Source organism: Bradyrhizobium sp. C-145, from assembly GCF_023375135.1.
GTDB classification, from domain to species: domain Bacteria; phylum Pseudomonadota; class Alphaproteobacteria; order Rhizobiales; family Xanthobacteraceae; genus Bradyrhizobium; species Bradyrhizobium zhanjiangense.
In genome coordinates this window covers 6,305,887-6,330,235 of the sequence record NZ_CP088150.1, presented here as the reverse complement: position 1 = coordinate 6,330,235, position 24,349 = coordinate 6,305,887, and the positions used below count along the sequence as shown (strand labels likewise).

Sequence of the window (24,349 nt, the reverse complement as noted above, 5' to 3'; positions counted from 1 at the left end):
GGCTTCGAGGGCCGGATACATGACATCGGCAGCTTTTTTGCGCAAACCGAACGTTTAAACGGTCCACTACGACGGCAAATCGCGTGGCCTTCGTTTCTTTGGCCGGCCGGAACGATGTAGACCCCGCACTTCCTGCTGTTGAAAGAGCTCACCGCACACGTCACGCAGCCATTGGCTTGCCGGATCGTGATGGAAGCGGGCGTGCCAATATTGCTTCACCGTAAAGCCGACGATCGCCAGCGGGCAGTCGAGCACGCGCAGTCCGTAATAGTGAGCCAACGTTTCGCCGATGTGCCTTGGAAGGGTGGCGATCAGGTCAGTCGTTCCGACGATTGCGGGTAACCCCAAAAAGCCCGGCAGCTCGAGCGCAACGTCAAGGACTATCCGCTGCTCCTGTAGCGCGGCCGCGAGCAACTGATGTCCGGTGCCGGAGCGAATGAGGACGTGCGCCTCACGCCTGAAATCCTTTGCGGTGATGCGGTCGCGGATCCGGGCATGTTTTGCGTTCGCCAAGCAGACCCAATCCTGCGGAAAGAGTGCCTGCTGGAAGTGCCCAGCGTCGAGGTCCGAGATGTAGCCGAGCGCCAGATCGGCCTCGCCAGACTGCAGCATTCGCGGGGTATCGCCGCCGATCTGCGCCGCCTCGATGCGGATGCCCGGAGCAACGCGGCGAACGTGGGCGAGGATGGCCGGAAGCAGCGTGATGTGGCTCGCATCCGTCATGCAGATGACGAAGCGGCGCTTTGCAGTCGCCGGATCAAACTCGGGGCGAAGCTCCGCCAGACGACGCAGCATCTCCAACGCCTGTCTGGCCGTGCCGATGAGAGCCTCGGCGCGTGGGGTCGGCAGCATTCCCTCCGCCGACCGGATAAAGAGCGGATCGTCCAGTTCCTTTCGCAGGCGCGCCAGCCAGATCGAAATGGTCGGCTGGCTTTGACCGAGCTTCTCGGCTGCCTTGGTCACGCTACCCGTGGTGAACAATGCATCGAAGAGCCGGAGCAGGCGCGGCTCCAGCAGGTTCGTCTCGGAGAGGTCCCGGTGCTTCATTGCATTCTGCAATAATGGATATAAGGATCATAGCATATCCAAATACGGAGCCGACTGCTACCACGCTTCCAACGCCAAAATGGGCGAGGGAGAAGCGTTCGGATGAGGATCTGCTTTATCGGAGCAGGAGCCCTGGGCTCGACCATCGGCGGCACGCTGGCACGCGGCGGTGCCGAGGTTTGGTTGATCGATCCGTTTCAGGCTCATGTCGACGCGATCAATGCCAGTGGTCTCCGGATGCTCGAAGGTGACGCCGAGACCGTTGTGAAGGTCTCTGCCTGCACCTCCGCGACAAAGGTCGGCATCGTGGCGGACCTCGTCATCGTCCTCGTCAAGTCCTATCACACGCGGGATGCGATCCGGGCGGCAGCGCCGATCATCGGACCGCAGACGGTCGTGATGTCGCTTCAAAACGGTCTTGGTCATGAGGACATCCTTTCGGAGGAAGTCGGTCGTGACCGGGTCATGGCAGGCAAGACCTACGTAGGCGGCGTGCTGCTCGGCCCCGGTCATGTCCGCTCCGGGGTCATCGGCAAGGAAACCATCATCGGCGAGCTCGAAGGACGCCTGACGGAACGCGCTCAGCGAATTTCCGAGACGTTCAATCGTGCCGGCATTCTCACGCTGCTCAGCGACAACATCTTGGGCACGATGTGGGACAAGCTGTTCATCAACGTCGCCGGAGGAGGAATTACCGCCGTTACCGGGCTGACGTATGGCGGTCTCTATTCGCTGCCGGTCCTGGAAGATTGCGCGCTGGCCGCGATCTCAGAGGGCATCGCGGTCGCGCAGGCGGCCGGCGTGAAGATCTCGATTGCCGATCCGCGTCGTGCCTGGACGATGGCATACGCTGGTCTGCCGCCCGAGTTCAAGACGTCCATGTTGCAGAGCTTGCAGTCCGGCAATCTGACCGAGATCGATTACATCCACGGCTCCGTCGTGCGTTGGGGCGCCAAGCTCAATGTGCCGACCCCCGTCAATTCCACCCTCGTCGCGTTGGTCAAAGGGCTCGAATACGCCCGCAGCGATTATCCAGGAAAGGCCTGAGACAATGTCGTTGCCCCGCGCTTATGTCGAACACGTCGCGATCCGTGTGCCTGACGTTGATCGTCACGTCGACTTCTTTCGTGAGGTGCTTGGTCTTGCCATTCGCGACGAGCAACCCGCCGATGGCGCGCGCCCACGTCAGGTGTGGGTGCTCGGAAGCGTGCAACTCATCGAAGATCCGAACTTCGTGGGACCAGAGGGGCGTCTCGCCCATCTCGGCATCATGGTCGACGATTACGAAGGTGTGCTCGCCCGTGCGGCCGCGTGGGGCGCCAAGGCGTTGCCTGCCGGGCCGAACTGGCTCGAGCTACCGGGCGGGCTCAACGTCGAAATCTTGCAAGCCAGTGCAGGCGCCGTGGAAGCCGCCCTGGCGATCAATCCCCGTGCCTAGAGTTAGAGGAAGACGCGACATGACCGGTGAGCGCTACTGGGACGATGCCAGGGTCGGTGACGAATGCATCACCCCCTCGGTGACGGTCACCGAAGCGATGGTGAATGCCTATGCCGAACTGACGGGTGATTTCACGCCGGTCCATGTCGACGAGGAATACGCCAAGACCACACCATTCGGCACGCGCGTCGCGCACGGGCTGTTCGGTCTGTCGCTGGCCGACGGTTTGAAGACCCGTGCCGACTACCGTTTCCTGCCGGGAATGTCGCTGGGCTGGACCTGGGATTTCAAGCTACCGATCAAGCTCGGTGACACCGTGCACGTGAAGTTCCGCGTCGGTTCAATGCGCGCCACGAAGCGTGATGGATGGGGCATCGTGGTGCTGCCGTCAGAACTGATCAATCAGCGCGGCGACGTGGTGCAGACTGGTGAGCATCGACTGATGATTCCGATGCGCCCGAAGACCAACGCCGCAGGAGAGCAGGCATGACGGCACAAGATCTGCCGCTCAAAGGCATTCGCGTCATCGACTACAGCCATTTCCTGGCCGGCCCGTTCATGGGCCGTTGCTTAGCTGCGATGGGCGCGGAAGTCATCAAGGTGGAGCGTCCGAAGGAGGGCGATGCGGGCCGAGCCCATGGGTATTTCAAGGACGGACAATCCGGCTACTTCCTGCAGCAGAACATGGGGAAGCAGGGATTGTGTATCGATCTGCGCGACACGCGTGGTCTCGACATGATGATGAAGCTGGTCGACACAGCCGACGTCTTCATCGAGAACTACCGCCCCGGCGCACTCGAGCGCCTCGGGCTCGGTTACAAGGCGCTGTCGACGCGGAATCCCGGACTGATCTACTGCTCGGTCTCCGCCTATGGCCACACCGGTCCCTATGCTGACCGTCCGGGCTTCGGCCTGATCGCAGAGGCGATGTCGGGCGCTCTGGCGCAACTGGGCTCCCCCGGTGAAGCGCCGCCGCTGCTGCGGATGCCACTGGCCGACATGTATACCGGCATTCACGGTGTGGCTGCCATCAATGCAGCGCTGGTCGGCCGCGCGTCGTCCGGCCGCGGCCAGCATATCGATCTGGCGCTGTACGACTGCATGGTCTCGATGCACGACTATGCGGTTCAGCGTTACTTCCTCTCCGGCGGTACCGACCTGCCGAAGCAGACCGGTAGCGGACAGCCGGACTCGACCGTTTACGGGGTCTTTCCGGCCAAGGACGGCAATCTTGTCATCGCTGCGCAAGTCGATGATGCGTGGCGACGATTGGCGGCGCTGATCGGAGGAAGCAGGTTGTCATCCGACGAACGCTTCACCACGCCAGCCGCGCGGAACGCCCACTATGCCGAGGCGATGGAAATTGTGCGCAACTGGACGCTGTCGCAGCCGTCTCGGGATGCCTGTCTTGTCGCACTCGAGCAAGCAGGTGTGCCGTCCGCTCCTGTGCAGACCATCGAAGAGGTCGTGAGGGATCCGCAGATTCACGCGCGTGGCATGCTGGTCGAGCAGGAGCATCCTGTTCTCGGCAGGGTGACGTTGCCGAACCTGCCCTTCCGCTTCTCCAGTTGCGACATCACGGTGCGCACTCCGGCACCACTGCTCGGCCAGGACAATCGCCGCATTGCAGAGTCGCTGGGACTGTCGGCCCAAACCATCGACGCGATGGTGCGAGACGGTGTTCTCTACAACGAAACTGCAGTGCAGGAGTAAGCCATGAGCGATCGTTATGCGGTGATTGGCAATCCGATCGGCTTCAGCAAATCACCCCTCATCCATGGCACTTTCGCCAAAATGACGGGACAGGACCTTGTCTATGAGGCGATCGAGGGACCAATCAATGGCTTCAGCGAGCGGGTTGATCAATTCCGGACGGAGGGCGCCAAGGGGCTGAACATCACCGCCCCGTTCAAGCTCGATGCATTCGCCTACGCAAATGAGCTTTCAGAGAGCGCCAAACGAGCAGGCGCCGCAAACTGCCTGAAATTCGACGGCGATCGGATCATTGCCGAGAATTTCGACGGGATCGGCCTGGTGCGTGACATCACCGTCAATCTCGGCGTCAAAATGGCCGGCCGGCGCGTCCTGATGCTCGGCGCTGGAGGAGCAGCGCGTGGCGCGTTGCTGCCGTTCCTGCGCCAGGAGCCGTCCGAGCTGGTTCTGGTCAACCGAACGCTGTCGAAAGCGGTGGCATTGGCCGAAGAGTTTGCCGGCTGTGGTCCGCTGATCGTCAGCGGCTATGCTGAACTGGCCGATCTTGCCGAGGGCTATGACGTCGTCGTCAACGCGACGTCGGCCAGCCTGCGGGGTGAAATGCCGCCGCTTCCAGGCAATGTCTTCCGCGGTGCGGCGCTGGCGTACGAACTCGCCTACGGCAAAGGGCTGACGCCCTTTTTGCAAGCGGCTCGCGCCGAAGGCGTAGCCAAGCTGGCCGACGGCGTCGGCATGCTGGTCGAGCAGGCGGCCGAAGCTTTTTCCTGGTGGCGCGGCGTTCGACCGAGCACGGCTCAGGTCATCGCCGAACTGACCGTCCCATTGAGCTGACGGGCGATGCCGAGCATGCATCCGAAGTCCAGCTTTCTCGTCGGCCTGATCGGCAGTGGCATCGCTGCGTCCCGCACCCCGCCCATGCACGAAGCGGCCGCAGACGCCGCTGGCATCCGCTATATCTACAAGAAGATCGATCTGACAGAGTTGAAGCTCGGTGTGGAGGCGTTGCCGGAGTTGCTCACGGCCGCAAGGCGGATGGGCTTTGACGGGTTGAACGTGACCCATCCCTGCAAGCAGGCGATCCTTCCACTCCTGGACGAGCTTTCGCCTGACGCAGAGGCGCTTGGCGCCGTGAACACCGTGGTCATCAGGAATGGCCGAATGACCGGCCACAACACGGACTGGTTCGGCTTCGCCGAGAACTTTCGCCGCAACATGCAAGGTGCATCGCTCGGTCGCGTCGTCCAATTCGGCGCGGGCGGCGCAGGCTCGGCGGTCGCTTTCGCGCTCATGAAGCTGGGCGTGCGGGAACTAACCATCATCGACGTCGACGTGGCCAAGGCGCAGAGTTTGGTGGATAGCTTGTCCCCCCGATTTGTAGAGGGGCACTTGAGGGCCGGCCATGATGTCGCGGCGGCCGTCGCTGCCGCAGACGGAATTGTCAACGCGACGCCGATCGGCATGGACAAGTATCCGGGCACGCCGCTGCCGACGGCCCTGCTGCATCCCGATCTGTGGGTCGCCGAGATCGTCTACTTCCCGCTCGAAACCGCACTGCTGCGCGCGGCGCGTGCCCTCGGCTGCCGCACCGTCGATGGTGGTGGCATGGCGATCTTCCAGGGCACCGAGGCATTCCGCCTGTTCACGGGCATCTCACCTGATCCAGACGTCTTCTTCGCCACTTTTGCATCCCGGGGAGGGTGACACCCGGCCGATGGGCGAGCGGCACGTACAACGCCCGAGAGGAAACGCAAGATGGGCTACACGCTCGATTTCTCGGTGGTTTGGCATGCGATGCCCGCGCTGCTGTGGGGATGCGTGGGTACGTTGGGCCTGGCGCTTGCCGGCATGACGCTCGCAATGATGATCGGTGTCGCCGGCGTCGCGGCACGCGATTCGAAGGCGGCGTGGTTGCGTGCTCTCGTGATCGGCTTCGTCGAGACCGTGCGCAATACGCCTTTCCTGGTGCAGATCTTCTTTCTGTTCTTCGCTCTGCCGCTCGTCGGATTGAAGCTCAATCCGACAGCCACCGCCGTCATCGCACTCGGTGTCAATGGCGGCGCCTACGCCATCGAGATCATCCGCGGCGGGGTGCAGTCCATTCATAAGGGACAGGTGGAAGCCGGCTACGCACTCGGACTGCACAAAGGGCAGGTATTCCGGTTCGTTATGCTCAAGCCAGCGCTTCGCGCGATCTATCCCTCGCTCACGGGTCAGTTCATCATGCTGACGCTGACCTCGTCGATCTGCTCGGCCGTATCGGCTTACGAATTGACGTCGGTTGCGCAGCGCATCGAAAGCGACACATTTCGCAGCTTCGAGGTCTACTTCTTCGTCACTTTCCTCTACCTCGCGATCTCCTGGCTGTTGATGCTGGGCTTCGCGGTCATCTCTCATCGCTTCTTCTCATATCCGACACGCTGAGGGGGAGATCATGGCACCGCATTTTGGCCTCCCTGAGTTCGGTTTCCTGATGCGTGGGCTGCAATGGACGATGCTGCTGACGCTGGTTGCGTTTGCGGGCGGCTGCACGGCGGGGCTGGCTGTCGCATTGCTGCGCACTTGTGGTCATAAGGGCGTGGAATGGGTCATCCGCATTTACATCGGGATATTCCAGGGTACTCCGCTGCTGCTGCAGCTTTTCGTCGTGTATTACGGATTGGCGCTAACCGGGCTGAAGCTCGACGCCTTCGTCGCGGTGGCGATCGGCTTCACCGTGAATGCCTCCGCCTTCCTTGGTGAGATTTGGCGCGGTGCGATACAGGCCGTGCCGCGCGGCCAGACCGAGGCGGCAATGGCGCTTGGACTGCATTATTCGTCGCGCATGCGCGACATTGTGCTGCCGCAGGCGATCCGTATCTCGCTGCCGGCGACCATCGGCTATCTCGTGCAGCTCATCAAAGGCACTTCGCTCGCCGCCATCGTCGGCTTCATCGAACTCGCCCGCGCCGGTCAAATCGTATCGAACCAGACCTTCCAGCCGTTGCTCGTCTTCGGCGTGGTCGGCGCGATGTATTTCATCCTCTGCTGGCCACTCTCATGGTGGGGCAGCCGGATGGAGGCCAGGCTCGCCCTGGCTAGTCAAAGGTAGGAACGGCGCACTTGCCCAATCAAACAGAGCCATCACCAGGAGGAGGAAACATCAGATGTTATTTTCGATCAATCGTCGCCAGCTCGGCGCCGCGCTGCTGATACTGGGGACCGTCGCCGTCGCAGGTAAAGCGCATGCGGGCACTCTGGAAGACGTCAAGAAGAAGGGCGTCGTCGTCATCGGCATCCAGGGCGACAATCCTCCTTGGGGCTATGTCGATAGCTCAGGAAAGCAGGATGGCATCGATGCTGATATGGGGCGCGCCTTTGCTGAATATCTTGGCGTGAAGGCCGAGTTCGTCCCGCTGGCGGTGGCCAATCGCATTCCGGCGCTGACCACAGGCCGCGTAGACATTCTGTTCGCAACCATGGCGATGCTGCCGGAACGTGCAAAGGCGGTGCAGTATTCCAAGCCTTATGTCGCCAATGAGATTACGCTCGTCGCGGCCCAGGCAACGCCGATCAGCAGCAATGCCGATATGGGCAAGTACGTCATTGGCGTTCCGAGGTCGTCCACGCAGGACACCCAGGTCACCAATAGCGCTCCAGCGGGCACCGAAATCCGCAGATTTGATGATGATGCGGCCACGATCCAGGCGCTGCTCTCGGGTCAGGTGCAGGCCGTCGGCGCAAACAGCTTCTACCCGCAGCGTCTGAACGCCGCAAAGCCGGAATTTGGGTTCGAGCCCAAGCTTCACTTCACCGCTCTGTACAACGGAGCCTGCACCCGCCTGGGGGAGAAGGAGTGGAACGAGACCGCCAACAAGTTCATCGACCAGATCAAGTCGAACGGCAAGTTGGCCGGCTTCTACGCCAAATGGATGAAGGCGCCCGTGCCGACCTTCCCTGACTCGGTCCCCGGCGTTCCGTTCACAGCCCAGTAAATACCGTTAAGCGGCCGACGCGCTGCGCGCGTTGGCCGCTGTCGATGTTGGAGGCCGAATCCATGCAGGACGATATCCTGATCGAAATGAAAGGTGTGCAGAAGTGGTACGGCGGGTACCAAGCTCTCCGCAACGTTGATCTCACTGTGCGCAGGGGTGAAAAGATCGTGCTCTGCGGTCCGTCCGGCTCAGGCAAGTCGACGCTGATCCGCTGCATCAACCGCCTCGAGGCGATCCAGCAGGGCAGTATCGTAGTGAACGGTCATCGGCTGGACGACAGCATCAAGGCAATCGATGTCGTACGTCAGGACGTCGGCATGGTCTTTCAGAGCTTCAACCTCTTTCCGCATATGACGGTGTTGCAGAACTGCATGCTCGCCCCCATTCGCGCGCGCCGCATCAGCAAGACCGAGGCGGAGGCGACCGCGCGAAAATATCTCGAGCGCGTGCGCATCGGTGACCAGGCCGAGAAGTATCCGGCTCAGCTCTCGGGCGGTCAGCAACAGCGCGTCGCGATTGCGCGTGCGCTCTGCATGCAGCCCAAGGTGATGCTGTTTGACGAGCCGACCTCGGCTCTCGATCCCGAAATGGTCAAGGAGGTGCTCGATACCATGATCGGCCTCGCCAACGACGGCATGACCATGATTTGCGTCACCCACGAGATGGGCTTTGCCCGCCAGGTTGCCGACCGGGTCATCTTCATGGCTGAAGGCCAGATCATCGAAGAAGGCGAGCCCGGCGCTTTCTTCCGCAATCCCCAGCATGCCCGCACCAGGCAGTTCCTTGGCGAGATCCTCGCCCATCACTGAACGGAGTACTTCCATGAGTCATCTTGTCTACGTCCTCAACGGGCCAAATCTCAATTTGCTCGGCAAGCGCCAGCCCCACATCTATGGCCACGAGATGCTCGCGGACGTGGAACGGGATTGTCGAGCGTTAGCCAAGGAGCTTGGCTTGGAGGTTCGCTTTCATCAATCCAACAGGGAATACGAGCTGATCGAGTGGATCCACGAGGCGCGCGAGACGGCTGCCGGTATCGTGATGAATCCTGCGGCTTTCACCCATACGTCGGTCGCCATCCTGGATGCTCTAAACACGTTCGAGGGGACAGTGATCGAGGTGCACATTTCCAACGTGCACAAACGCGAGGAATTCCGCCACCACTCGTTTGTCTCCAAACGAGCTGATGGAGTCATCGCAGGCTTCGGGACCCAGGGTTATCTGCTCGGCTTGCGTCGTGTGGCCAAGCTGCTTGATGAGAAGAAGGGATAGCATCGTATGAGTCCGTCGTGATGCGCCAACGTCTCACGCCGATCGCTGCGGATGTTTGGTAGTCTGCGCCGGCGTCGGCGGAGGGCGTAGTGGTCGGAACCGCTCGCTTGATCTGGATCAAGTCTCCGGCCCCCGCGGTCTTCAAGCTGTAAGCTGTCTGGCCTCTGAGATCCGGCACAAAGCCTTGAAGACACTTCGCCAACTTCTGTCCACCGACGATGTTGTCCAGCTTGTGATCCGGCTGGCGCTGCTCGGCCTGCTGATCCTATGGACATTTCTGATCATCCGACCGTTCGTGCCGATCCTGACTTGGAGCGCGGTGCTAGCGGTGGCGTTCTACCCTGTTTTTGCCTGGCTCGCCCAACGCCTCGGCGATCGTCCCCGGATCGCCTCGGCCGTTCTCACCCTCGTCACGCTAGGCATCGTCATCGGTCCCGCCGCCTGGCTGGGCCTGAGTGCGGTTGAAGGGCTCCGGGACCTTGCGGGCCAGATCGGCAGCGGGGATCTCGTGCTTCAGGCGGCGCCAGAGCAGATCAGGGATTGGCCCTTGATCGGTCCGCAGCTCTACGCGTTCTGGGATGAGGCCTACACGAATATCCGTGCTGCGTTGCGCGAGGTGGCGCCGTATTTGAAACCGCTCGCCGGGACGATGTTGTCGTTTGCGGGCGACACCGGCATCGGAATGCTCCAATTCCTGCTGTCGGTGGTCGTTGCCGGTTTCCTGCTTCCGTACGGGGCGCAGCTTGTTGCCGCGCTCCGGGGCTTCCTGTTGCGCATCGTGCCCGACCAGAGCGAGCACTTCCTGGAGCTCGCCGGGGCCACCATACGCGCGGTCTCACAGGGTGTCATCGGTGTCGCCATCGTGCAGGCCCTGCTGGCGGGCATCGGTTTCAAGCTCGCTGGCCTCCCAAGCGCAGGGCTGCTCGCAATCATCGTGCTCTTGCTATCGATCGTTCAGATCGGCGCGGCTATCGTGCTTCTTCCCGTGGTCGTTTGGATATGGATGGACAAGGACGTGACCGTAGCCCTGCTCTTGACGGTCTATCTCGTCGCCGTCGGTCTTCTTGATAACGTCCTGAAGCCGCTTCTCATGGGGCGAGGCCTGACGACGCCGACGCTCGTGATCCTGATCGGGGTCATCGGTGGTACGCTCGCGCATGGGATCATCGGCCTGTTCATCGGGCCGATCATCCTGTCGGTTGCTTGGGAGTTGGCGGCTGCATGGATCGGGATCGGCCGGGCTACGCCGATTCCGGTGGACCAGGCTGCCGTTGCCGAAACGGAAACCGTCGACGCGCCGTTGACCTAGATCAATCGTCCCCTTCGTCGATGGGCGCGAGCATGGTCACCATAGATACGATTCTCGTCGTCGATCATAACGAATTGGGTCTGCCGAATTGAGGTCGGGTTCGACGCTATGATGCTACAATTCCTTGTCGGCATCCTGGTCAGTGTGATCAATATCGGGCTCCACGCGCTGGTGACGGTGGTCGCGGTCGCCATCGCCCGCAGTGCGGGCCTGCGTCATACCAATCGGCCGAGGTTGCATCTCATGGGCGTCATGATCGCGGCCGCCGTCGTGTTGAAGATCGCCCACATGTTCGAAATCCTGATGTGGGCCGCGACCTACAATGTTGTTCAGGCCGCTGCCGCCGACACGGACTTGCTCTACTTTGCTTTCGTCAACTACACCACGCTGGGCTACGGCGACATCACGCCGGTGCGCGAATGGCGGCTGATCGGCCCGTTGACCGCCATGAATGGTGTTCTTCTGTTCGGCTGGTCCGCCGCCATTCTGTTCGAAGTCCTGCGCAAGACACTCGAACATCTCGGGCTGACGGAAGCGCCCGGCACAAGTTTACCACGGACCCAACGCAGTCGCGTGGACCCATCTTGATGGTCGTGGATTGTGGACCAGCACTCCGCCGGTTCAGGGCTGCAGATCGAGACTGGCGAGCTGGTGCCGGTCGAGCAGCACGATCTGACGCTGAGTGTTGCCGACGAAGCCGAGAACGCCAAGCTCATGGAGTCGCGACAGAGCGCGCGAGACAGTCTCCAGCGTCAGGCCGAGATAGTCGGCGATATCGCGCCTCGACATCGGAAGTGCCATGACGCCGGCGGCCGTCAGGCGCTTGTCCATTTCAAGCAGGAACGCTGCGACCCGCTCCAGGGAGGTCTTGCGGCCGAGAAGCAGCATGTGGTCTTCCGCATGCTGGAGGTTATCTGTCGTCATGCTGAGCAGGTTTCTGGTTACCATGACATCGCTCTCGGCCACGGTTTCAAGGCTTTGCCGTCTGATCAGGCGTACCGTGGTGTCGATGATCGCTTCCGTCGTGAACCGGTGCTCGCTGCCATTCTCGAGCCCGAAGATGTCGCCAACGAGGTGAAATGCGCCGATCTGCCTGCGGCCATCCGACAGCAGCTTATAACTTCGTACCGCTCCGGACTTGACCTGGTAAACATACTCGGCCGGCTCTTTCTCGCCATAGATCTCAGATCCCTTTCGGTAGGAGAACTCGCTTAAATTGACCAGCGCATTTGAATGATTTGTCATGCCGAGGTCGCGGAGGGTATTGGGACGCAGGGTGGAATCCGTTGTGATGCGAACGAACATGGGCCAACTCCTCAGCTTGTCGCCGAATTGGTCGGTCGGATGAAATATTCTCAGCCGGAAATGCGCCGCGCTACCCCACTCCCGCCGCAGTTGATTTTCGATCAAGGTGGTAGTTCAATCCATTGTCCCAAGGTTCATTGTACCATAGGACAGCAGCACTGGCGATTGCTGCGCAGGATGAGAAGTTTGCCGCGGTGGAGATGCGACATATTGCGAAGCAGATATTCCGACTTCCAAACGCGAAGATGTGACTTTGAAGAATAAGAGGGACGTCGAGCCGTCCTCATTAAATTGAGCGAGAGGTAAGAAAGTGCCAGGCCTCGTTCACGTTGTTGACGACGACGAGTCCTTTCGGACCGCGATCGAGCGCCGGCTGAAGCTCGCGGGATATGAGGTCGCGACCTATGCCTCAGCACTGGAGCTCCTGGATTCGGCGCCGGATGACGAGCAAGTGGGGTGTATCCTGCTCGACGTACGGATCCCGGGACTGAGCGGTCCCGACCTGCAGGCCCGGTTGATCGCGTCCGGTTCCGTGCTGCCCATTATCTTCCTGACCGGTCATGCCGACACGCCAACTACCGTGCGCGCGATCAAGGCGGGTGCGGAAGACTTCCTGACCAAACCGATATCCTCCGAGCAGTTGCTCGATGCGATCGAGCGCGCGTTGGCCAGTCAGCAAACGGCGCGCACCCAGCGCAGCAGGCTTGATGCTTTTCGTGGTCATCTGGCCACGCTGACGCAGCGCGAGCGACAGGTGTTTGATCTCATTGTGCGCGGCCGAATCAACAAGCAGATCGCGCATGAACTCGGAACCGCCGAACGCACAGTGAAGGCGCACCGTCACCAGGTGATGGAGAAGATGCAGGTTCATTCGCTGGCGGAACTCGTTTCGATCGCAGAGCGGCTCGGAATACTCGATTCGAACGAGCATTAGCCGCATCGTCGCAGCGGTACGGTTCTCCCCGCTCTGACTGCCCCAAAGGACAATACGGAGGCGTGTTGACAGTGCACGGCGAGCCGTATGCAATAGTGAATGTCCGCTCGTAAACGCGGCGCAATCGTATCCAGTATCCCACCGCCGTCTCCCGGAAAGGCAATCCCCTTGCCCCTACGCGAGTCCGTTTTCGTCGTCGATGACGATCCGTCCATGCGTGCCAGCATGGACAGACTTCTGCGCCGACACGGGTTCGACACTACGCTGTTCGACACCGCGGGTGCCTTGCTCGATCATGGCAAGTTCTACACCGCGATTTGCATCATCCTCGACATCAATCTTGGCGCAAAGTCCGGCATCGAGGTGCGGCGCAGACTGGCTGAGAACGGCGTCATCGTGCCGGTGATCTATGTAACCGGTAATGATTGCCCCGCGAACCGTACCGCGGCGATCGCGTCGGGCTGCTTCGCTTATCTGACAAAGCCATTTTCCGCAGAATCGCTAATCGAGTCGGTGATGCGCGCCGCCGCCGCATAGGCCGCGAGCGCTCACTCCTCGACATATTGCTCCAGCGTCTTCGCCGGCGCACCGTTGCGCACGGACGCGAACTGAGCCAGCGGAACCGAGGTCGTGAGGGCCAGGAGATTCGAATCGACGAGCTCGAGCGTCAGCGCCTTGCCTGATGCCATCTCCTTGAGGGTCTTTGGCGACGCCACGTCGGCTGCGATGCAGAGGTTGGTGACACACCAGGTATAGGGCACGCGGAAGGGAGTGCCTTGGTCGACCGTCAGCTTGGGGGCTTGTTGCAGGTACATGCCGATGGGCACGAACAACTGCAGCCGGGCTGTGGAAGCATCCTCGCGCTCGATCAGGTCGACGCGCACGGCCGTCTGACCGGTCGGGAATTTGCCTGTTATCGAAGTCCGGCACAGCATCGGCGCACCGCCGGCCTTGAAGCAGAGTTTCTGCCAGGCGCCATAGCTGATGTCCTTTGCTTCGCGCTGGCCGCGCGTTGCGACCTCGGCGGGCTTGTCGGCTTTCGCGGCCTCCTGCGCGGCGACGGTTGCGCTTGTGGCGGTCCCGACGACTGCAACCATCAAGAGACCGCAGAGACAATCAAGAGGGCGGGGCATAGTCGCGTGTCTGAAGTTTGCGCTCACTTCTGCGCATCCAAGAACTTCGTCACCAGCGGCGACCAGAGTGGGATCGCGTCCGGCGAGCCGATGAAGAAATGACCTTCATTGCCGAACGGCGGCATCAGATGATATTCGGCGCGGCCGCCGGCGGCGGTGAAGGCGGCATGCATGCGCTTGGACAGATCGGGTCCGAAGAACGTGTCGTTCTCGATGTAGATCCACAGCATCGGCACGCGCGAGGTGCGGCCGAAATCCGCGGTGGCCTCGACCAGCTTGTCGGGCGCGCAATTGTTGTTGGGCTTGCCGCCGACCCGGCCGCCGCGGCCTGCGGCGAAGGTGATGATTGCCTTCACCTGCGGCGGGTTCACGCTCGACAAGGCGATCGAAGCCCAGCCGCCGGCAGACTGCCCAACCACAATCACGTCCTTAGGGATGATCCGCTTCTCGGCGGCGAGGTAGTCGATGATCCAGAGATCGACCTGGGCGACAGCAAGGCCCGCATCATGAAAGTTGGGATTGGTGCACTTGCCGACTTTGGAGAAGAACGGGCCAAACAGTGCGCGCTCGGGAATGTCGATGGCGGCTGCGCCATAGCCGGTGCCGACCGGCGCCACCACCAGATAGCCGCGCTTGGCGAACCATTTGGCGGCATCACGGAATTCCACCAAAGGAAAGAAGCTGCGGTCGGTCGGGTTGAGCGAGACGCCGTGATTCATGATGACGAGCGGGAAGGAACCGTCGCCGACCGGACGCACCAGATAGGCGAACATTGGCAGCGGCAGCGGGAGCGCCCAGATCTCCTCCTGAATGCGGACCTCGTCCTCGGCGCGGGCAGACGATGCGAAGACAAGGATGAGGAGGGTGGTCGCGAAAGAGTAGAGGATCGCAGGCAAACGGCGCATCGCGACCTCCCTCAACCTTCAAAAGTTGCGGCGACCACGATCGGACCGAGCACCGTCAGCACGACGTTGCCGACCGCGTAGGGCACGGCGACGCCGAGCACCGGCGTCTGACTCTCGGCGACGTCGCAGGCGCCGGTGACGGCGGCATCGACCGTCATGGCGCCGGCCAGCGCGCCGCAGGTCACGACCGGGTTCATGCGCAGCAGGTAATAGGCAACGAGCGTTCCGACCGTCATCGGGATCAACGTGACGACGATGCCCATGCCGACCAGCAGCAGGCCATGGGCCTGGATCGCCGACCAGGCGGCAAGACCGTTGCCGAGCCCGACCGCCGCGATGAAGCCGCCAAGGCCGATGTCGCTCAAAGTCTGCTGCGCCGCCGGCGGTAGCGCGCCCATGGTCGGCTTGCGCGAGCGCAGCCAGCCGCAGACGAGACCAGCGATCAGCGCGCCGCCGCCGCCACCAAGCGTCAGCGCGACCGCGCCGATCTTGAAGCTGGCAACCCCGGCCAAGAGACCGACGGCGATGCCGGCGGCAAGGAAAGCGATATCGGTCCGGTCGCTCGCGTTCAGCGCGTGACCGACCTGAGCCGTCGCCCGTGCGATATTGCCGGTGCTGCCGACCAGCGTCATGACATCGCCGAGATAGACGCGCGTTTCGGGCCCGAGCGGCACTTCACGCCCCATCCTCGTGAGGGCGCGAAGGAAAACGCCGCGTGCACTGTCGCCGACGATATCGGCCACCTCCTTGATCGAGCGGCCGTGCAGCCTGCGGTTCTCCACGAGCACGTCGATCACGTTGCCTGGCAGGCTGCGCAAGAGCTCGTCCGCGTCGATTTCCTCGCCGATGACGGGCTTTGCCGCGACGATGGCCGCAGTCGGGCCGGTCAGGACGATGTCGTCGCCATTCTCGAGAGCGGTATTGCGGTGCGGCGCAATATCGGCGCCGCGGCGCACGATCCGCTCCACAATGGTGCGGCTGCCGATCTCCGCCTCGATGGCTTCGACCGTGCGGCCCGCCGCGGCCGAGATGCGATAGGCGCGGGCCTGGAATTTGCGATAGGACAGATTGTCCGTCTTCGCTGGCGCACCGCCGGCAAGCTCGGCCTCGAGCTTTTTCGCTTCCGCCTTCAAATCGATCCGCATCAGCCGCGGCGCGACGAAGGGAACGAACAGCAGCGTCAGGATGTAGCCGAGCACGTAGGTTACGGCGTAGCCAGCCGCGATGTTGGCCTCCTGCTGTTTCAACACATCGCCGGAGAGGCCGAGCTGCGCCAGTGCGCCCGATGCGGTGCCGATCACCGAGGATTGCGTCAGCGCGCCCGCGGTGAGGCCTGCGGCCGTTCCGGTGTCGAGCTTGAACGCATGAGCGAACATGAGCACGAGCATGAGGCCCGTCGCGCCGATCACCAGCGCCAGCACGACCTGCGCCAGCGTCCGCACACTCAGCGAGGCAAAGAATTCCGGTCCGGATCGGTAGCCGATCGTGAAGACGAAGAGGCTGAACAGGATCGCCCGCAGGATCGGTGGGAACGTGAAGCTGCCGAGCTGTCCGATCAAGACGGCGACGATCAGGATGCAAGCGGTGGTGCCGATCGAGAAACCGCGAACCTTGATGCGGCCGAGGATGGTGCCCACCGCAATCGCCAGCAGCAGGAATATCTCCGGTGCGGTGGTGATGATCCACCTGACGGTTTCCATGGTCGCATTCCCCCGGCGCTTTGGTGCGATTTGATTGGCGGTGCGGGGGACATTGCTTGATCCAGATCAAGCCTCGGCAGAGACGAGGCGATGCCTATGACCTCATGAAATGTTTGCGACAGCCCGTATTGCCGACATGAGCACCCTGTACGTCGCCGCCGGCGCGATCCGCCGCGATGAAACGGTCGAGATCGTCCTGCTGCTCGCCTTTGCCGGCGGCTATATCGACGCCTATACTTGGATCATCCACGGCGTAATGGCGAATGCCCAGACCGCCAATGTGATTCTTCTTTGGGTCTATGCGACCGCCGGCGATTGGACGAAGGCCTTTCACTTCGTGCCGCCGATTTTGGCCTTTGCGGTGGGAGTTGTGATAGCTGCATGGTTGCGCCGCATCGCCGGCGAACGAGCCAGCGCCATCAGCACGCTGGTAGAGATACTGCTTCTGGTTGCGATCGGAATCCTGCATAACCGCTTGCCGGATCTCGCAGGCACACTCGGAATCTCGGTCGTGGCGGCAATGCAGGCCGCGGCTTTCACAAGGGTCGAGGGCACGGCCTGCAGCACCGTGATGATCACCGGCAACATGCGCCAGGGGATCGAGACCATCTTTGCTGCCGCATGCAGGGGGGCGCCAGTCGGGGCGCTGCGCCGGTCGGGCATCTTCTTCGCATTATGTGCTGTGTTCGGGTTAGGCGCCGCAGTCGGTGCCTACGCCACCAAGACCATCCCCAACCTCGCGCTCGGCATTCCCGTGGTGGCGTTGCTGATTGTCCTGCTGCGTTGCGAAGCGCCGCATCGCGAGGTCTTGCGATGAATACTATCCTCAAACTGACCTGGACCCGGTTCTTTCCGCCGGCCGGCTGGCTTGGCGCTTACAAGCGCGAATGGCTGCCATCCGACGCGATCGCCGGCATCACGCTCGCCGCTTACGCCATCCCGGTCTCGCTCGCTTATGCCGCGCTCGCCGGCTTGCCGCCGCAGGTCGGCGTCTACGGCTACATGCTCGGCGGCATCGGCTACGCGTTGCTGGGGTCATCGCGGCAGCTTGCGATCGGCCCGACCTCGGCGATCTCCCTGATGATCGCCGCCACCGTCGGCGCGCTGGCCGGCGGCGATGCACTGCGTTATGCCCAGATCGCGAGCCTTGCAGCCTTTGCGGTGGCCGTGCTGTGCTTCATCGCCTGGCTGTTCAAGCTCAGTGTGCTGGTCCGCCTCGTCAGCGACAGCATTCTGGTCGGCTTCAAGGCCGGTGCCGGGCTCACCATCATCATGAGCCAATTGCCGAGTCTGCTCGGTGTTGCCGGTGGCGGCCACAATTTCTTCGATCGCGCCATCAAGCTGGGCGGTCAGCTCGGCGGCATCGAGCCGCTTGTGCTCGCCATCGGCGCAGTCGCGCTCTTGTTGCTCCTGCTTGGCGAGCGGCTTTTGCCGGGCAAGCCCGTCGGCATCACCATCGTTGCGCTTGCGATCATTCTGGCAACCCTTCTGGGCCTACCGGCCCTCGGTGTGCCCGTCACCGGGAAGATACCGGAAGGGCTGCCGGCGCTGGGAATCCCGACATTCGGCCTGTTGGAGTTCGACGATCTGTTTCCGCTCGCGGCAGGTTGCGTGCTGCTGGCCTATATCGAAGGCGTATCGGCAGCCCGCAGCTTTGCTGCCAAGCACGGCTATCCGCTCGATGTCCGTCAGGAGTTCCTGGGATTGGGCGCGGCGAACCTCGCCGCTGCCTTAGGCCATGGCTATCCCGTCGCCGGCGGCCTGTCGCAATCGGCCGTCAACGACAGTGCCGGCGCGCGGACACCGTTGGCGCTGGTGATCTGCTCGGTAGCGCTCGGGCTGTGCCTGCTGTTCTTCACGGGGCTGCTAACCAATCTCCCCAAGGCGGTGCTCGGGGCGATCGTCTTCGCCGCCGTCTACAGGCTGGTCGATGTTCGTGCACTGCTACGAATGTGGCAGGTCAGTCGGATCGATTTCTACGCCGCGGCGATTGCTCTGATCTCCGTGCTGCTGCTCGGCATCCTCCAGGGCATTCTGCTGGCATCGATCGCGTCGATCTTCCTGCTGCTGGCGCGGGCCTCGCGGCCAAACGTCGCATTCCTCGGACGCTTGCCCGGCAGCGGCCGGTATTCGGACAGTGCGAGGCATGAGGGCGTCGAGCCGCTGGTTGGAATCATCGCCTTCCGGCCCGAAGCGTCGCTGCTCTACATCAATGCCGAGACGATTCTGGAAACCGTCCTGATCGCCCTCGCGGGGTCGCCGGGCGTCCGGCTGGTGGCCTGCGACTTGTCGGCGTCGCCCTATATCGATCTGGCAGGCGCGCGCATGCTTCACGATCTCCATGACGAACTTGCATCACGCAGGGTGACCTTCTGCATTGTCGGCGCTCATGCGCAGCTCCGCGACCTCCTGCGCGCCGAAGGACTCGCGGCCAAGACCGACAGCGGCCAGTGGCTGCGGTCGCTCGATAGCCTGCTGAGCGATGATCAGGCGAGCACCGCGCAACGAACGGCCTGACGCCTTCCTATTGCGTTGCGAACGGCATGGCATTGGCTGTCACAATGCAACCGACCGTTGACTTGGATCAATGGAGCGACCGGCGCCGCACTCACGATCCCGCATCACCTTCGCCCCAAAGGATCGGGAGAGACAGATGTCCAAAGAGCCCAAGGCCGCGCACAAGCGCATCGACCAGTTCTTTTCCGGCCCCGGAGCGCGGGCGGACGACTGGCGTGATCTGGTCGAGGCCGCCAAGACCTGGGCCCGGGTCGGCAATCGCGCGATCTACGACGCAGCGCTGGCCGAGCTATCGGTCACGGAGGAGTTTCACGGCTATCCCGGTCTGCAATTGATGGCGGCGCTGCGGGAGGCCGCGGCTGCGGGCGACGGGGCAACCTCGTTGGCGCTTGCGAGCCGGATCAGCCAGGCACTGGCGACGCGATCCTTCCGCCAGCATGCCGGCGACTGGAGCGTGAAGGACGACGGCACTGGCGATGCGCCCGAACTGGTGCCGCCGAGCTTCGGCGCGCACACCGCACGCAGGCCCTATTTCGAGACCCTGATCGTCACCGGCGTGTCACCCAGCCAATGGCCGGCGCTCGCCGCCGAATGGCGCAAGCTGCGGCGTCCCGTCGATGGCTTCATCTATGAGCCGGTCATCGTCGGGAGCCTGGAGGATGCCTTCTGCGCGACGATGCTCAATCCCAACATTGGCGCCGTCATCATCAACGAAGGCTTCGCCCTGCGCTCGCGGCACGATGCCCCCGTGCTCCGCTCGATCACGGCCGCGGCCGGTCTCAATGACGAGGCCGACGCCTCCGCGCTGCGGCTCGCCCAGATCATCAAGCGCGTCCGACCCGAGCTCGATCTCTACATGATCTCGAACCGCGACGTCGAGGAGCTCGCTGGCAATCCTGAGGCCGACGTCGTCCGCCGCATCTTCTATTCCGTGGAAGAGCTTTTGGAGCTGCATCTATCGATCCTCGAAGGTATCCAGGATCGCTACGACACCCCATTCTTCGACAATCTCAAGAAGTACGCGCAGCGCCCGATCGGGACGTTCCACGCGCTGCCGATCGCCCGCGGCAAGTCGATCTTCAAATCCGACTGGATCCGCGACATGGGCGAGTTCTACGGCCCGAACCTGTTTTTGGCCGAGAGCAGCGCCACCACGGGCGGCCTCGACAGCATGCTCGAGCCGACCGGCAACATCAAGAAGGCGCAGGAGAAGGCTGCCCGTGCGCTCGGCGCCGATCGCGTCTTCTTCGTCACCAACGGGACCTCGACCTCCAACAAGATGGCGGTGCAGGCGCTGCTCGCGCCCGGCGACATCGCGATCGTCGACCGCAACTGCCACAAATCGCACCATTACGGCATGGTGCTGGCCGGCGCTCAGCCGCTCTATGTCGAAGCCTTCCCGATGACGGAATATTCGATGTATGGCGCGGTTCCGCTGAAGACGATCAAGCAGGCGCTTTTGAGCGCCAAGGCTGACGGCCGGCTGGACCGCGTCAAGATGATCGATCTCACCAATTGCACCTTCGATGGCCACATCTACAACACCCGCCGGGTGATGGAGGAATGTCTCGCCATCAGGCCGGACCTGATCTTCCTATGGGACGAGGCCTGGTTCGGCTTTGCGCGCTTCTCGCCGTTCCTGCGCCGGCGCACCGCCATGGGCGCCGCCAACGAGATCGAGGCGTGGATGCGCGATCCGAAGTCGGTCGCTGCCTATGAAAAGCAGCAAGCCGAGCTCGGCAAGAATCCGTCCGAAGAGGTTCTGCTCAAGACCCGGCTTATTCCCGACCCCCGGCAGATCCGCCTGCGCGTCTACCAGACCAACTCGACCCACAAGTCGATGTCGGCGATCCGGCAGGGCTCCATGCTCTCGGTCAAGGACATCGAATTCCACACGGTCGAGCAACAGTTCAAGGAGGCCGTGTTCACCCACGCGTCCACCAGCCCGAACCAGCAGCTCATCGCCAGCCTCGATATCTCGCGGCGGCAGATGGAGCTTGAAGGTTATGGGCTCGTCGCCAATGCGATGGAGATCGCGCTCGCGATACGCCAGGCGGTTAACAACAATCCGCTGATCTCGAAATATTTCCGCATTCTCGGCGCCGATGTCATGGTGCCCGCGCAATACCGTCAGAGCGGTTTTACTGACTATCTCGCGCCAGGCGTGAACTGGGTCACTGCGCTGAAGAGCCTCGACGACGACGAGTTCTGCCTCGACCCGACCCGCATGACGCTGGTGTGCGGCATGGCCGGCTATGACGGCACCCAGTTCAAGGGCATCCTCGCCAACGAGTACAACATCCAGGTCAACAAGACCTCGCGCAACTCGGTCCTGGTCCAATCCAACATCAACAACACCCGCAGCGACGTCGCGCATCTCGTGCGCGTGCTCGCTGAGATCGCGGGCGAAGTCGATCGCGGGCTGGCGCAAGGCGGCGCCAATGCGCGCAAGATGTTCGAGGCGCGGGTCAAGAGCCTGATGACTGACGTGCCGGACTTGCCGAATTTCTCGCATTTCCACCCGAGCTTCCGCGGCGATGCCGGCGCCAAGACCAACGAAGGCGACATCCGCTCCGGCTTCTACGCGGCCTATGACGTAGCGGGTTGCGAGCACATCCGCCTCAACGATCCCGAGATCGACCGGCGGCTGAAGGCCGGCCCCGAGCTCGTCTCGGCGAACTTCGTGATCCCCTATCCGCCGGGCTTCCCAATCATGGTGCCGGGCCAGGTCATCACCCAGGAGACCATCGACTTCATGCGCAAGCTCGATGTGAAGGAGATCCATGGCTACGACGCCAAGGAAGGGCTGAAGCTCGTGCGCACGGAAGCTCTGGCGAAACTCGGCCGGCCGAAGCCGGCCGCATCGCCCAAGCTCAAGGATGCCTCATAGGTTTGGAGGGGACGAACATGCAGGGCTTTTTCCAGTTTTTGCAGCAGTATCCGTATCTGCTGCTGTTCTTCGTCGTCGGTCTCGCCGTCTATATCGGCCGGGCCAGCATCAAGGGTTATGGCCTGGGCATGGTCGCCGGTGCCATCGTGGTGGGCGCAGGCATCTCGGTCTGGGCCTCCAGTTATGGCGTGAAGCTCGAGCTGAACAATTTCGCCAAGAGCCTGTTCTATTACCTCTTCATGTACGGGGTGGGCTTGCGCGTCGGTCCGTCCTTCATCAACAGCCTGAGGGGAGATGGCGTCAAGTTCCTGTTCCTCGCAGTCGTGTCCAGCATTCTGGGCCTGACCCTAGTCGTGCTTGGTGCGAAGCTCTTCGCGTTGCCGCCCGGTGCGGCCGGCGGCATGCTGGCGGGGTCGCAGACCATGTCGGCGGCGATCGGTTCGGCCGAGCAGGCGGTGACCTCAGGTGTCGTCAAGCTGCCCGAGGGCATGAAGCCCGAGGAAGCGTCCGGCATGATCGCGCTGTCCTACGGCATCACTTACATCTGGGGCACCGTTGGCATCATCCTGATCTGCAAATATCTGCCGCGCTGGTGGGGCGTCGACGCCAAGGCTGCCGCGAGGCGGTATGAGCAGGAGTTCGGCGTCAAGGATCTCGAAGGCGGGGCCCTGACCGGCTATCGGCAGTTCGGCCTGCGAGCCTACCGGCTGGAGAATCCAGCGACGGTCGGGATGAGCATCGCAAAATTCCGCTCGGTCAATCCGGAGTACCGGATCGTCAATGTGGGTCGTAACGGCGAGCCGCAAGGCGCCGATGCCGACCTTGTCCTACAAAAGGGTGACATCGTCGCGCTCGGTGGCGCGACCGAGCATCTCACCGAGAAGATGGGTCTGATTGGTCCGGAGGTCGCAGACGCCAAGACGCTCGGCGTTCCCATGGACCAGGCGGATATCCTCGTCACCAACAAGGAGATGGTGGGGCGCACCTTCGAATCCTTCCGCGACACGGCGATCGCCGGCCAGTTGCAGGTGACCAAGGTCGAGCGCGGCGGCGTGCAGATCCCGGCGGGTCTCAAGACCAAGCTGGAGCGAATGGATATCGTCTCCGTGGTCGGCTTGAAGTCCGCGGTCAACGAACTCGGCGAGATGTGGGGCCGCATCGCGCGCGCCAACACGTCGACCGACCTGCTGACTCTGTCTGTCGGCATGATCCTCGGCTTCCTGATCGGCATGATCGAATTCCCCGCGTTCGGGGCCAAGGTCGGGCTTGGCAACGCAGGTGGCCTGCTTCTGTCAGGCGTGATCGTGTCCTCGATCGTGTCGCGTCTGCGCTTCTTCGGCAACACGCCGAATGCGGCGCGCAACGTGCTCGAGGATCTCGGTCTCGTCGTCTTCGTCGCCATCGTCGGCGTCAACGCCGGCGCGGGCCTCTTGGCACAGCTCACCGGTGCGGTGGCCCTGAAGATCTTCATCGTCGGCTTCATTGCCTGCACGATCCCGCCGTTCATCGTCTGGGCGATCGGTTTCCACGTCTTCAAGATCAATCCGGCCGTGTTGATGGGCGGCGTCGCCGGTGCGCGGTCGCATTCGGGCCCGTGCCGCGAGGCCGCAGTCGAGATCCAGAGTTCCGTGCCCTGGATCGGATTCCCGGTCGGCTATGCCGTCTCGGGCATCCTCCTCACCATCTTCGGCTACTTCGCGATGATCCTGGCGCAATGACCATGACCACAAGAGAGGAAAGAAACGTCATGAGGAAAGTTACTATCGGCGCCGTCCTGATTGCATCGATCGCAGCCGCTACCGGATTCAGCACGCCGTCGCGTGCAGATACCGGCCAAGTTGCCGTCGTGTTCACCAAGGGCGGATTTATCGTCGGTGTCGGGGGTGGCGAAGGTGTCCTGCTATACCGGGGCAAGAAATATCCCTTCACTGTGTCCGGCATGAGCGTCGGCTTGACGGTCGGAGCGTCGACCACGAAGTTCGTCGGCCGCGCCCTCAATCTGAAGGGGCCGGCGTCCATCGAAGGCTCTTATGCCGTGGGGGGAGCGGGTGGGGCAGTCGCCGCAGGCGCCGGTGCCGTTCAGTTGCAGAACAGCAATGGCGTGATCCTCCAGCTCAGCGGCCCGCGGGTCGGCGCGGAAGTATCGGCGGCCGTCGGCGGCGTCACAATCCGCTTGAAGTGATCCGAACAGGCAACGGGCTGCGCCACCGCAGCC

Annotated in this window: 25 protein-coding genes; 20 read left to right on the top strand and 5 right to left on the bottom strand. The window is 62.5% G+C overall.

The window, feature by feature from the left end; all coding sequences use genetic code 11:
* Positions 1 to 66: 66 nt before the first annotated feature.
* Complete coding sequence (locus LRP30_RS29895) at positions 67 to 1,047, bottom strand: LysR family transcriptional regulator (RefSeq protein WP_128939435.1); 981 nt, start codon at positions 1,045 to 1,047, stop codon at positions 67 to 69.
* A 102-nt stretch (positions 1,048 to 1,149) separates the two neighbouring features.
* On the opposite strand from LRP30_RS29895, the gene LRP30_RS29890 reads away from it, so the two are divergent.
* From LRP30_RS29890 to LRP30_RS29830, 13 genes are all read left to right on the top strand, one after another.
* Positions 1,150 to 2,094, top strand: coding sequence for a ketopantoate reductase family protein (locus LRP30_RS29890; RefSeq protein WP_249757071.1), 945 nt, complete (start codon positions 1,150 to 1,152; stop codon positions 2,092 to 2,094).
* 4 nt (positions 2,095 to 2,098) lie between these two features.
* Positions 2,099 to 2,485 (top strand): VOC family protein, encoded by a 387-nt coding sequence (locus LRP30_RS29885; RefSeq protein WP_027571023.1) that lies wholly within the window; start codon positions 2,099 to 2,101, stop codon positions 2,483 to 2,485.
* A 19-nt stretch (positions 2,486 to 2,504) separates the two neighbouring features.
* Positions 2,505 to 2,975: a MaoC/PaaZ C-terminal domain-containing protein gene (locus LRP30_RS29880; RefSeq protein WP_128932302.1), complete on the top strand. Its 471-nt coding sequence runs from the start codon at positions 2,505 to 2,507 to the stop codon at positions 2,973 to 2,975.
* Positions 2,972 to 4,198: a CoA transferase gene (locus tag LRP30_RS29875; protein ID WP_249757070.1), complete on the top strand. Its 1,227-nt coding sequence runs from the start codon at positions 2,972 to 2,974 to the stop codon at positions 4,196 to 4,198. The genes LRP30_RS29880 and LRP30_RS29875 overlap by 4 nt, the downstream gene beginning before the upstream one ends.
* Positions 4,199 to 4,201: 3 nt before the next feature.
* The gene (gene aroE, locus LRP30_RS29870; protein WP_249757069.1) at positions 4,202 to 5,029 is read left to right on the top strand and encodes a shikimate dehydrogenase; all 828 of its coding nucleotides are present in this window, start codon (positions 4,202 to 4,204) and stop codon (positions 5,027 to 5,029) included.
* Positions 5,030 to 5,044: 15 nt separating this feature from the next.
* On the top strand, positions 5,045 to 5,899 hold the full coding sequence (locus LRP30_RS29865; RefSeq protein WP_249757068.1) for a shikimate dehydrogenase: 855 nt from the start codon (positions 5,045 to 5,047) through the stop codon (positions 5,897 to 5,899).
* A 51-nt stretch (positions 5,900 to 5,950) separates the two neighbouring features.
* Positions 5,951 to 6,619, top strand: coding sequence for an amino acid ABC transporter permease (locus LRP30_RS29860; RefSeq protein WP_249757067.1), 669 nt, complete (start codon positions 5,951 to 5,953; stop codon positions 6,617 to 6,619).
* A gap of 10 nt (positions 6,620 to 6,629) precedes the next feature.
* Entirely contained in the window at positions 6,630 to 7,286 is a 657-nt protein-coding gene (locus tag LRP30_RS29855; RefSeq protein WP_128932306.1) for an amino acid ABC transporter permease, read from the top strand.
* Between the two features lie 55 nt (positions 7,287 to 7,341).
* On the top strand, positions 7,342 to 8,169 hold the full coding sequence (locus tag LRP30_RS29850) for a transporter substrate-binding domain-containing protein (RefSeq protein WP_128956331.1): 828 nt from the start codon (positions 7,342 to 7,344) through the stop codon (positions 8,167 to 8,169).
* Positions 8,170 to 8,231: 62 nt separating this feature from the next.
* Positions 8,232 to 8,978: an amino acid ABC transporter ATP-binding protein gene (locus LRP30_RS29845; RefSeq protein ID WP_128956330.1), complete on the top strand. Its 747-nt coding sequence runs from the start codon at positions 8,232 to 8,234 to the stop codon at positions 8,976 to 8,978.
* A 13-nt stretch (positions 8,979 to 8,991) separates the two neighbouring features.
* On the top strand, positions 8,992 to 9,441 hold the full coding sequence (aroQ, locus tag LRP30_RS29840) for a type II 3-dehydroquinate dehydratase (protein ID WP_128956329.1): 450 nt from the start codon (positions 8,992 to 8,994) through the stop codon (positions 9,439 to 9,441).
* A gap of 184 nt (positions 9,442 to 9,625) precedes the next feature.
* The gene (locus tag LRP30_RS29835) at positions 9,626 to 10,750 is read left to right on the top strand and encodes an AI-2E family transporter (protein WP_249757066.1); all 1,125 of its coding nucleotides are present in this window, start codon (positions 9,626 to 9,628) and stop codon (positions 10,748 to 10,750) included.
* Positions 10,751 to 10,858: 108 nt separating this feature from the next.
* A complete protein-coding gene (locus tag LRP30_RS29830; protein WP_128956328.1) occupies positions 10,859 to 11,338 on the top strand; it encodes a potassium channel family protein in 480 nt (159 codons plus the stop codon).
* 33 nt (positions 11,339 to 11,371) lie between these two features.
* Here the strand turns inward: LRP30_RS29830 and LRP30_RS29825 are convergent, their stop codons facing one another.
* Positions 11,372 to 12,055 (bottom strand): helix-turn-helix domain-containing protein, encoded by a 684-nt coding sequence (locus tag LRP30_RS29825; RefSeq protein WP_091880224.1) that lies wholly within the window; start codon positions 12,053 to 12,055, stop codon positions 11,372 to 11,374.
* Between the two features lie 310 nt (positions 12,056 to 12,365).
* Here LRP30_RS29825 and LRP30_RS29820 point away from each other — a divergent pair, with 310 nt between their 5' ends.
* Together LRP30_RS29820 and LRP30_RS29815 are read left to right on the top strand one after the other, a co-directional pair.
* Positions 12,366 to 12,989: a response regulator gene (locus LRP30_RS29820; RefSeq protein ID WP_128932312.1), complete on the top strand. Its 624-nt coding sequence runs from the start codon at positions 12,366 to 12,368 to the stop codon at positions 12,987 to 12,989.
* A 213-nt stretch (positions 12,990 to 13,202) separates the two neighbouring features.
* Positions 13,203 to 13,526 carry a response regulator gene (locus LRP30_RS29815; protein ID WP_245473501.1) on the top strand — a complete coding sequence of 108 codons (324 nt, stop codon included), beginning with the start codon at positions 13,203 to 13,205 and terminating at the stop codon, positions 13,524 to 13,526.
* A gap of 11 nt (positions 13,527 to 13,537) precedes the next feature.
* Here the strand turns inward: LRP30_RS29815 and LRP30_RS29810 are convergent, their stop codons facing one another.
* The 3 genes from LRP30_RS29810 to LRP30_RS29800 are packed head-to-tail and all read right to left on the bottom strand — an operon-like array spanning position 13,538 to position 16,727.
* Entirely contained in the window at positions 13,538 to 14,122 is a 585-nt protein-coding gene (locus LRP30_RS29810) for an invasion associated locus B family protein (RefSeq protein WP_249757065.1), read from the bottom strand.
* Between the two features lie 23 nt (positions 14,123 to 14,145).
* On the bottom strand, positions 14,146 to 15,027 hold the full coding sequence (locus LRP30_RS29805) for a dienelactone hydrolase family protein (RefSeq protein ID WP_249757064.1): 882 nt from the start codon (positions 15,025 to 15,027) through the stop codon (positions 14,146 to 14,148).
* A gap of 11 nt (positions 15,028 to 15,038) precedes the next feature.
* Positions 15,039 to 16,727: a transporter gene (locus tag LRP30_RS29800; protein ID WP_249757063.1), complete on the bottom strand. Its 1,689-nt coding sequence runs from the start codon at positions 16,725 to 16,727 to the stop codon at positions 15,039 to 15,041.
* A gap of 136 nt (positions 16,728 to 16,863) precedes the next feature.
* On the opposite strand from LRP30_RS29800, the gene LRP30_RS29795 reads away from it, so the two are divergent.
* The 5 genes from LRP30_RS29795 (at position 16,864) to LRP30_RS29775 (ending at position 24,316) form a co-directional block, all read left to right on the top strand.
* On the top strand, positions 16,864 to 17,544 hold the full coding sequence (locus LRP30_RS29795; RefSeq protein ID WP_249761855.1) for a YoaK family protein: 681 nt from the start codon (positions 16,864 to 16,866) through the stop codon (positions 17,542 to 17,544).
* On the top strand, positions 17,541 to 19,244 hold the full coding sequence (locus LRP30_RS29790) for a SulP family inorganic anion transporter (protein ID WP_249757062.1): 1,704 nt from the start codon (positions 17,541 to 17,543) through the stop codon (positions 19,242 to 19,244). Before LRP30_RS29795 ends, LRP30_RS29790 begins: the two co-directional genes overlap by 4 nt.
* A 136-nt stretch (positions 19,245 to 19,380) precedes the next feature.
* Complete coding sequence (locus LRP30_RS29785; protein WP_249757061.1) at positions 19,381 to 22,134, top strand: decarboxylase; 2,754 nt, start codon at positions 19,381 to 19,383, stop codon at positions 22,132 to 22,134.
* Positions 22,135 to 22,151: 17 nt separating this feature from the next.
* Positions 22,152 to 23,852, top strand: coding sequence for a transporter (locus tag LRP30_RS29780; RefSeq protein ID WP_249757060.1), 1,701 nt, complete (start codon positions 22,152 to 22,154; stop codon positions 23,850 to 23,852).
* Between the two features lie 29 nt (positions 23,853 to 23,881).
* Positions 23,882 to 24,316 (top strand): hypothetical protein, encoded by a 435-nt coding sequence (locus LRP30_RS29775; RefSeq protein WP_128932320.1) that lies wholly within the window; start codon positions 23,882 to 23,884, stop codon positions 24,314 to 24,316.
* Positions 24,317 to 24,349: the final 33 nt, after the last annotated feature.